This is a genomic window from Sutterella massiliensis (assembly GCF_016899755.1).
Classification (GTDB): domain Bacteria; phylum Pseudomonadota; class Gammaproteobacteria; order Burkholderiales; family Burkholderiaceae_F; genus Sutterella; species Sutterella massiliensis.
In genome coordinates this window covers 1-792 of sequence record NZ_JACJJC010000166.1, presented here as the reverse complement: position 1 = coordinate 792, position 792 = coordinate 1, and the positions used below count along the sequence as shown (strand labels likewise).

Genomic DNA, 792 nt, shown 5'->3' with positions numbered 1-792 from the left:
AATCCGACGCGGGTGACGACGCGGTTGTGGGCATGACCGGCGACTTCTCGCTCGAAGCAGTGAACAACGCTTATCACGGTGCGTTCGTCCTCTCGGACGGCACGGTGATCCGTACGAATTCGATCGCTTCGCTCGGCGCGGCCGATGCCACGATCACGACGGCGGGCGACTACGCCGAGGTCGGCGGCACTGCTTCGCAGGCCGACGACAATGCGACGGTTATCCTCGACTACGCCGACCGAGAGACGGTGGGCGACGTCACGCAGACGATGACCTCGGGCATCACGTTCGTGAAGACGGGCGAGGGCGTTGTTGAACTCTCCGCCGAATCGCTCGGTGCGGGTGCGGTCAAGTCGTCCGAAGGCGGCATCATCTTCGGCGCTGCCGGCGACAGCACCGTCTACGACACGGCCCTCACGGTCGAGGGCGGCGCCTGGGCTGCCGGCTTCGGCGGCGTGGGCTCCCTCAGTGTTGCGTCCGACGGCGCCTTCCATCTCGGCGGCGTTGACGGCTACAACTCGATCGTCTCGAGCGGCTGGACGTCCTCCGAAGGTTCGAGCACCGTCCAGTTCACGGTTGCGGGCAATGTCACCAACAACGGTACGATCTATGTCGGCAACAAGAATTCTTCGGGCGACACGCCTGCGGATTCGAACTACATCGGCAATGAATTCGTGATCGAAGGCGACTACATCACCGACGGCGGCACCCTCGACCTCAACGCGATCATCGCGGGCAAGGACAATTCCAAGTCCGACCACGTGACGATCAAGGGCGAGATCGACGGTACGG

1 protein-coding gene is annotated in these 792 nt (G+C 63.6%); it reads left to right on the top strand.

Going from position 1 to position 792, the window contains the following annotated elements:
• On the top strand, nucleotides 1-792 hold a 792-nt coding region (locus H6A60_RS11935; RefSeq protein WP_205104917.1), incomplete at both ends, for a hypothetical protein.